The following is a 6,873-nucleotide window of genomic DNA, read 5'->3' on the forward strand; positions in this document are numbered from 1 at the left end:
TTGGGCGCATCAGCGTCCGACACGTCCCCGAACGGGACCCCAGTCACCTATCGGCCAGCGAGGAACAGCGCATGAGCGACAAGCCCAGTGGTACGCCCCCGGAGCATGATCAGGAACGCGAACATCGCCTGAGCAGCGCTTACCAGCGCATGCTGCACGAGGTCACCGAAGACCTGGAAAAACTGGAGGAGAAGACCAGCAAGGCGATAACCGAGTCGCTCGAGAACGCCCGCGATCGCGTGCAGAAGGCTCGCAACCTGACCCGCGAAGAGGCCCACGAAGTGATGGACTACCTGCGCCGCGACCTGCAGGACCTGGGGGCCTATCTGGACAGCCGCAGCGAGGACTGGCGCGGCTGGCTGCGGATCGACCTCGGCCTGATCGAGGCCAGCATCCTCAGCGCACTGGAACGCATCGCGGATCGCACCCGGATCGAGATCACGGAATTGACCGCCCGCGCCCAGGTGATGGGCGAATGGCACACCGGCGAGATCACCGGCCCCGGCGAGCTGCTGTGCAAGAAATGCGGCCATGCGCTGCACATGACCAAGGTCGCGCGCATTCCGCCCTGCTCCAATTGCCACAACACGACCTTCCGCCGTGGCCCGGGCGCCAGCGAGACCGCAGAGGCCTAGGAGCCGATCAGTCCCGGGTCCGACAGGCTCCTAGTCCAGCGGAAACGTCAAAGCGACTGTGACCGGGTACGGCGGCGCCCCACCGCCGCACCCAGCACCACCAGGACCAGCGCGGCCAGCACGGCCGGGCCCTCGCCCAGCGCGGCGGCCGGGGTCAGCCCGGTGCGCGGCTCCAGGGTCCCGCGGACCACCTCGCGGGTAAACAGTCCCGAACGCTCCAGAATGCGGCCATCGGCATCGATCAGCGCCGAGATGCCGGTGTTGGTCGAGCGCACCATCGGGCGCCCGGTCTCCACCGCGCGAACCCGGGCGATCTGCAGGTGCTGGGCCGGGGCCAGACTGTCGCCGAACCAGGCGTCATTGGAGACGTTGACCAGGAATCCGGCCTCCGGCAGGGCTGCGCGGATGTGACGGGCATAGGCGGACTCGTAGCAGATACTGACCCCGGCGGTCGTCCCGGCCATCTCCATGCGGCCATCACCCGTACCCGGAGAGAGATCCGACATCGGGATCTGCAGCAGCCGGTCCAGCCAGGCCAGGCGGTCGCGCAGCGGGATGTACTCGCCAAAGGGCACCAGCTGGCGCTTGTTGTAGCCCGCGCCACTGCCGACATGCACCACCGAATTGAAGACATCCCGCCCCTCGGCCTCGTAGTCGAAGATGCCGACCACCAGCTCGCCACCGGCGTCGGCCAGCTCGCTCGCAATGCCTTCCAGGGGGTCATGCACCTCGGTGTAGAACGCCGGGATCGCGGTCTCCGGCCAGACGATCAGGGCGTCCCCGACGGCCTCGCGGGTCAACCCCCGATAGATGTCGAGCGAATGCTCGATGCCGTCCGGGGCCCACTTGCGGGCCTGGTCGATGTTGCCCTGTACCATCGCCACCGGGATCTCCTCCCCGGTGGGGTCCACCCAGCGCACGAGCCCCAGTGCCAGCGATGCGATCACCACCGCAACGGCGAGCCCCGCGCCCACCCAACGCTGCCCGGCCAGGAACACGCTGACCACGGCCACCGCGAGCAACGCGACCATCAGACCGGCGCCCAGCTCCCCGGCCAGTGGCAGCCAGCCGTGCAGCGGGGTGTCCAGCACCGTATGCCCGAACAGCAGCCAGGGGAAGCCCGAGAACAGCCAGGAGCGGGCCAGCTCCACCAGCACCACGCCCCCGGCCAGGGCCAGCAGTCCGGCTGGTCGCGCCAGCGGCAGAAAGCGCGCAGCGAGCCCCGCGAGCAGGGCCGGATAAAGGGCCATCACCAGCACGAAGAGCACGGTAATGACCGAGGCCACGATCAGGGGCGCCTCCCCGAACACCAGCAGGCTGTTGAAGATCCAGCTAACCCCGGTCCCGAAGAACCCGAGCCCGAAGGCATAGCCGGTAAATGCGGCCTGCCGCGCCGGGGCGCCAATCAGGAGCCCGAACCAGACGGCCAGGCCCAGGGGCGCGGCCAGAAACCAGCCCACCGGGGCAAAGGCGAGGGTCGCCCCCGCCCCTGCGACCAGGGCCAGCAACGCGATGGCCCAGGTGGGCAGACGCTCGGCCAGTGGCTGCATCAGGCCCCCTTGTGCTCGCCACCGTCGGCCGGCTGGCCCTCGAAGGTCTGGCCGGGGTCATCCGTGGCCGGGGCCACGTCGGGTCCCGGCCGGCGCATCTCCAGCAGATGCAGACGGCGGTTGTCCGCGCGGAGCACGCGAAAGCGCATGCCGTCGATCACGATCTGCTCGCCGCGGCGCGGCACATGGCCAAAGTGCGACAGCACCAGTCCGCCAATGGTGTCGAAGTCGTCCTCGCTGTAAGCGGTCTGGAAGTAGGCGTTGAACTCCTCCATCGGCGTCAGCGCCTTGATGGTGTAGCGCCCGCCGGGGTGCTGCATGATCTGGGTCAGGTAGTCCTCGACATCGTGCTCGTCCTCGATCTCGCCGACGATCTGCTCCAGCACGTCCTCGATGGTCACCAGCCCGGCCACGCCACCGTATTCGTCCACCACGATGGCCATGTGGTTGCGGCTCAGGCGGAATTCCTTCAGCAGCACGTTCAGGCGCTTGCTCTCCGGCACGAACACCGCCGGGCGCAGGATCTCCTGCATGTCGAAGGCGGCATCGTCGGGCTCGCCGAAAAAGCGCAGCAGGTCCTTGGCCAGCAGCACACCGACGACCTCGTCGCGGTGGTCCCCGACCACCGGCAGGCGCGAGTGCGCGGAGGCCACCACGTCGGGCAGGAACTCGGACAGGCGCGCGTCGCGGCGGACGACCTCCATCTGGGCACGCGGGATCATGATGTCGCGCACCTGCATGTCGGCCACGTTGAGCACGCCCTCGAGCATGGTCAGGGCCTCGGGGTCGACCAGCTCGCGACCGTGCGCGTCGCGCAGCGTCTCGATCAGTTCGGGGCGGGTGGCCGGATCGCGGCGCGGCCACAGGCGCGTCTTCGCGCGTTCCAGCCAGCGCCGCCAGGCAGGTTGCTCGTCGGGTACGGGTTCAGGCATCGGGGACGGTTCCGGTGGAGGGCGCGTTCGAGTCACGGGCCGGAGAGCCGGTCTGATAGGGGTCCGGATAGCCTAACCCGGCCAGGATCGAGCGCTCAACGGCCTCCATCGCCTCGGCCTCGCCGGGTTCCTGGTGATCCATGCCCTGCAGATGCAGCAGGCCATGCACCACCATGTGACTGTAATGGGCCCGCAGGGACTTGCCCTGCTCGGCCGCCTCGCGCGCCAGCACCGGCGCACAGAGCACGATATCGCCGAGATAGAGCGGCTCGCCCGCCGCCATCGCGGGCAGGTCGGGGGCAGGGAAGGACAGCACGTTGGTCGCGTAGTCACGCCCGCGAAACCCCCGGTTCAGCTCCAGGCCCTCGTCGGCATCCACCACGCGCAGGGTTACACCGGCCCGACCGGCCCCGCGCCATGCGGCGCGCGCGGCCCGATGCAGGGTGCCCGCGGACGGGAGCCCCCGGCGCGGCAGGGCATACTGGACCACGACCTCAAGCGTCGCCATCGCCCCGGGATCCGCCCTCCTGTGCCGCGCCATCCTCGTGTGCGTCGTAGGCCTCGACGATGCGCTGCACCAGCGGGTGGCGCACCACATCACCGGCCTGGAAACGCGTAATGCTCACACCGTCCACGCCCTGCAGGATCTGCATTGCGTGCTTCAGGCCCGAGCGCTGGCCGCGCGGCAGATCCACCTGGGTGATATCGCCGTTGACGACCGCCGTGGAACCAAAGCCGATCCGCGTGAGGAACATCTTCATCTGCTCGACGGTGGTGTTCTGTGCCTCGTCAAGGATGATGAAGGCCTCGTTCAGCGTGCGCCCGCGCATGTAGGCCAGTGGGGCGACCTCGATCACCTGGCGCTCCATCAGGCGCGCGGTCTGGTCGAAGCCCATCAGCTCGTACAGGGCGTCGTACATCGGGCGCAGGTAGGGGTCGATCTTCTGCGCGAGATCGCCAGGCAGGAACCCCAGGCGCTCGCCCGCCTCCACCGCCGGCCGCACCAGCACCAGACGCTGCACGCGGTCCTGCTCCAAGGCCGCGACGGCGGCGGCCACCGCAAGAAAGGTCTTGCCGGTCCCGGCGGGGCCGATCCCGAAGCTCAGGTCGTACTGCTGGATCGAGGCCAGATAGCCGCTCTGGCGCGGACCGCGGCCCCGGATCACCGCACGCTTCAGGCGCAGGGCGGGATCGGCGGCGGCCGGCTCGGCCTCCGCCAGCCCCTCCATGTGTGCGGTCTGCAGCGCGGTGTGCACCTGCTCCAGGCTGACCGGTTCCTCCTGCGCCATACGGTGGAGGTCGTGGATCAGCGCGCCGGCGGCCCGCACCGCGTTCTTTGGCCCGGTCAGATTGAAACGCGGCCCGCGGTTGTGCACGGCCACGCCCAGGCGCGACTCGATCAGGCGCAGATGGGCATCCAGCGGACCGGACAGACGCGCGAGCGTCTCCTGATCCCCCGGCTCCAGGGTGAAATCCAGGCGGTTACTCATCAATCAGGCGCCGACGGCGGCGGACATCGCCCGCTCCACCGCGCGGCCGCGCAGGGAATGCGCCAGGGCCTCGGTGATCTCGACCGGAATCATCTGCCCGATCAGGCCGGGATCGCCCGCAAAGTTCACGATGCGGTTGTTCGCCGTGCGTCCGGCCAGTTCGCCGGGATTGCGCTTGGCCGGACCCTCGACCAGTACTGGCTCGATGTTGCCGACCATCGTCCGATTGCGTTCGCGCCCGTGCTGTTCGATCAGGGCCTGCAGCTCGGCCAGGCGGGCCTTCTTGGTGGCCAGCGGCACGTCGTCCGGCAGCGCGGCCGCCGGCGTACCCGGGCGGGCGCTGTAGATGAAGCTGAAGGAGAAGTCGAAGTGCAGCTCCTCGATCAGCTTCATGGTCGCCGCGTGGTCGGCATCCGTCTCGCCGGGGAAACCAACAATGAAGTCGGAGGACAGGTCCAGGTCCGGACGCGCCTCGCGCAGGCGGCGGATCTTGGACTTGTATTCCAGGATCGTGTGGCCACGCTTCATCTGCGCCAGGATGCGGTCGGAACCGCTCTGCACCGGCAGGTGCAGGTGGCTGACCAGCTTCGGCTCGTCGGCATAGGCCTGAATCAGCGAATCGGAGAACTCCACCGGGTGCGAGGTGGTGAAGCGGATGCGCTCGATACCGTCCACTGCGGCGACGTAGTGAATCAGCAGCGCGAGGTCGGCGGTATCACCGTCCTCCATCGGCCCGCGATAGGCATTCACGTTCTGCCCCAGCAGGTTGATCTCCTTGACCCCCTGCCCGGCCAGCGCCACGACCTCGGCGATCACGTCGTCGAACGGCCGGCTGATCTCGTCGCCCCGGGTATAGGGCACCACACAGAAGCTGCAGTACTTGGAGCAGCCCTCCATCACCGAGACGAACGCGGTCGGGCCATCGGCCTTCGGGTCCGGCAGGCGGTCGAACTTCTCGATCTCGGGGAAGGAGATGTCCACCACCGGGGCGCGCTCGCGGCGCACCGACTGGATCATCGCCGGCAGGCGGTGCAGGGTCTGCGGGCCGAACACCAGATCCACGTACGGGGCCCGGGCCCGCAGGGCATCGCCCTCCTGGCTGGCAACGCAGCCGCCAACCCCGATGATCACCTCGGGCCGGCGCTCCTTGATCTGCCGCCAGCGCCCCAGCAGCGAGAACACCTTCTCCTGTGCCTTCTCGCGGATGGAGCAGGTATTCATCAGCAGGACGTCGGCCTGCTCGGGGTCATCGGTACGCTCCGCCCCGTGCAGCTCGCGCAGGGCGTCGAGCATGCGGTCGGAGTCGTACTCGTTCATCTGACACCCGTGTGTCTGGATGTAGACCTTGCGGATCATGCGTTCGTACTTGTGTTGGTGGACGTCAGGTACTTCTCAAAACGGGACGTCGTCGTCATCGAAGGCGCCGCCGGAGACCGGGGCGCTGCTGCGGTTGCCGCCCTGCTGGCCACCACCGCCGTAGGAACTGCCGCCGCCATAGCCCGGATCCTGGTCGAACCCGCCGCCACCGCCGCTGCCCCCGCGGCCGCCGATCAGCTGCATGTCGTTGGCCACGATCTCGGTGCTGTAGCGGTCATTGCCGGACTGGTCCTGCCACTTGCGGGTCTGGATCTTGCCCTCGATATAGACCTGCGAGCCCTTGGACAGGTACTGCGCGGCGATATCGGCCAGACGCCCGAACATCACCACGCGGTGCCATTCGGTGTTCTCGCGCTTCTCGCCGGAGTTCTTGTCGGTCCACTGCTCCGAGGTGGCCAGACGCAGATTGGTCACGGTAACCCCGTTGGGGGTCTCGCGCTTTTCCGGGTCGGCCCCGAGATTACCGAGCAGGATGACTTTGTTGACGCCACGGGCCATGGGAACTCCTTAGTGTCTGACGCCTTGTGCAGGGCGCGGGAAACGAACCGTTAAGGAAACACTGATCAATGTACACACTCGCGTTGGTACCCCAGGTTTTCCGAGACAAGGCGCGCCGTGCAGCGGGTAGTGGTTCTACCCGCAAGCGGCGCAACGCAGGATCGGGGAACAGGGGGTACCAACCCCAAAGGGGCTCGGCCGCCCGTTTTTGATAACAACGGGCGCGGGAACGGCGTTGCGGCTCCCTTGTGCAGAATGACTGCACGGCAGTCACCGCGCCTTGTTCGCACGCAAAAGCGACTCGAGCACGAGCGCGTACATTGGTCAGTGTTTCCTTAATTGTAGCAGGGCGCCCGCGAGCCGGCAGCGCCCATGTGCGGTTTTGTGCGCC

The 6,873-nt window shown here is 68.0% G+C and carries 7 protein-coding genes; 1 reads left to right on the top strand and 6 read right to left on the bottom strand.

From position 1 onward, the window contains the following. Positions 1 to 71: 71 nt before the first annotated feature. Positions 72 to 635 carry a zinc ribbon-containing protein gene (locus G372_RS0106925; RefSeq protein WP_018864741.1) on the top strand — a complete coding sequence of 188 codons (564 nt, stop codon included), beginning with the start codon at positions 72 to 74 and terminating at the stop codon, positions 633 to 635. Between the two features lie 47 nt (positions 636 to 682). On the opposite strand, the gene lnt is transcribed toward G372_RS0106925, so the two are convergent. Genes lnt through ssb form a run of 6 tightly spaced genes read right to left on the bottom strand, consistent with a single transcriptional unit; the run spans position 683 to position 6,482 of the window. Continuing rightward, the gene (gene lnt / locus G372_RS0106930) at positions 683 to 2,185 is read right to left on the bottom strand and encodes an apolipoprotein N-acyltransferase (RefSeq protein WP_019624784.1); all 1,503 of its coding nucleotides are present in this window, start codon (positions 2,183 to 2,185) and stop codon (positions 683 to 685) included. Further along, positions 2,185 to 3,117, bottom strand: coding sequence for an HlyC/CorC family transporter (locus tag G372_RS0106935; protein WP_018864739.1), 933 nt, complete (start codon positions 3,115 to 3,117; stop codon positions 2,185 to 2,187). The genes lnt and G372_RS0106935 overlap by 1 nt, the downstream gene beginning before the upstream one ends. Beyond that, positions 3,110 to 3,625, bottom strand: coding sequence for an rRNA maturation RNase YbeY (gene ybeY / locus G372_RS0106940; protein ID WP_019624785.1), 516 nt, complete (start codon positions 3,623 to 3,625; stop codon positions 3,110 to 3,112). Before ybeY ends, G372_RS0106935 begins: the two co-directional genes overlap by 8 nt. Further along, a complete protein-coding gene (locus G372_RS0106945) occupies positions 3,612 to 4,607 on the bottom strand; it encodes a PhoH family protein (protein WP_018864737.1) in 996 nt (331 codons plus the stop codon). The genes ybeY and G372_RS0106945 overlap by 14 nt, the downstream gene beginning before the upstream one ends. 3 nt (positions 4,608 to 4,610) lie before the next feature. Continuing rightward, on the bottom strand, positions 4,611 to 5,963 hold the full coding sequence (gene miaB, locus G372_RS13545) for a tRNA (N6-isopentenyl adenosine(37)-C2)-methylthiotransferase MiaB (RefSeq protein ID WP_019624786.1): 1,353 nt from the start codon (positions 5,961 to 5,963) through the stop codon (positions 4,611 to 4,613). 36 nt (positions 5,964 to 5,999) lie between these two features. After that, positions 6,000 to 6,482, bottom strand: coding sequence for a single-stranded DNA-binding protein (gene ssb / locus G372_RS0106955; protein WP_012983503.1), 483 nt, complete (start codon positions 6,480 to 6,482; stop codon positions 6,000 to 6,002). Between the last annotated feature and the right edge of the window lie 391 nt (positions 6,483 to 6,873).

The sequence above is a fragment of the Thioalkalivibrio thiocyanoxidans ARh2 genome (assembly GCF_000385215.1).
GTDB lineage: Bacteria > Pseudomonadota > Gammaproteobacteria > Ectothiorhodospirales > Ectothiorhodospiraceae > Thioalkalivibrio > Thioalkalivibrio thiocyanoxidans.

Bases quoted from the DNA above. Each gene is read 5' to 3' on its own strand.
- G372_RS0106945 (WP_018864737.1), bottom strand. From the start codon at position 4,607: ATGAGTAACCGCCTGGATTTCACCCTGGAGCCGGGGGATCAGGAGACG.
- G372_RS0106925 (WP_018864741.1), top strand. From the start codon at position 72: ATGAGCGACAAGCCCAGTGGTACGCCCCCGGAGCATGATCAGGAACGC.
- G372_RS0106935 (WP_018864739.1), bottom strand. From the start codon at position 3,117: ATGCCTGAACCCGTACCCGACGAGCAACCTGCCTGGCGGCGCTGGCTG.
- ybeY (WP_019624785.1), bottom strand. From the start codon at position 3,625: ATGGCGACGCTTGAGGTCGTGGTCCAGTATGCCCTGCCGCGCCGGGGG.
- miaB (WP_019624786.1), bottom strand. From the start codon at position 5,963: ATGATCCGCAAGGTCTACATCCAGACACACGGGTGTCAGATGAACGAG.
- ssb (WP_012983503.1), bottom strand. From the start codon at position 6,482: ATGGCCCGTGGCGTCAACAAAGTCATCCTGCTCGGTAATCTCGGGGCC.
- lnt (WP_019624784.1), bottom strand. From the start codon at position 2,185: ATGCAGCCACTGGCCGAGCGTCTGCCCACCTGGGCCATCGCGTTGCTG.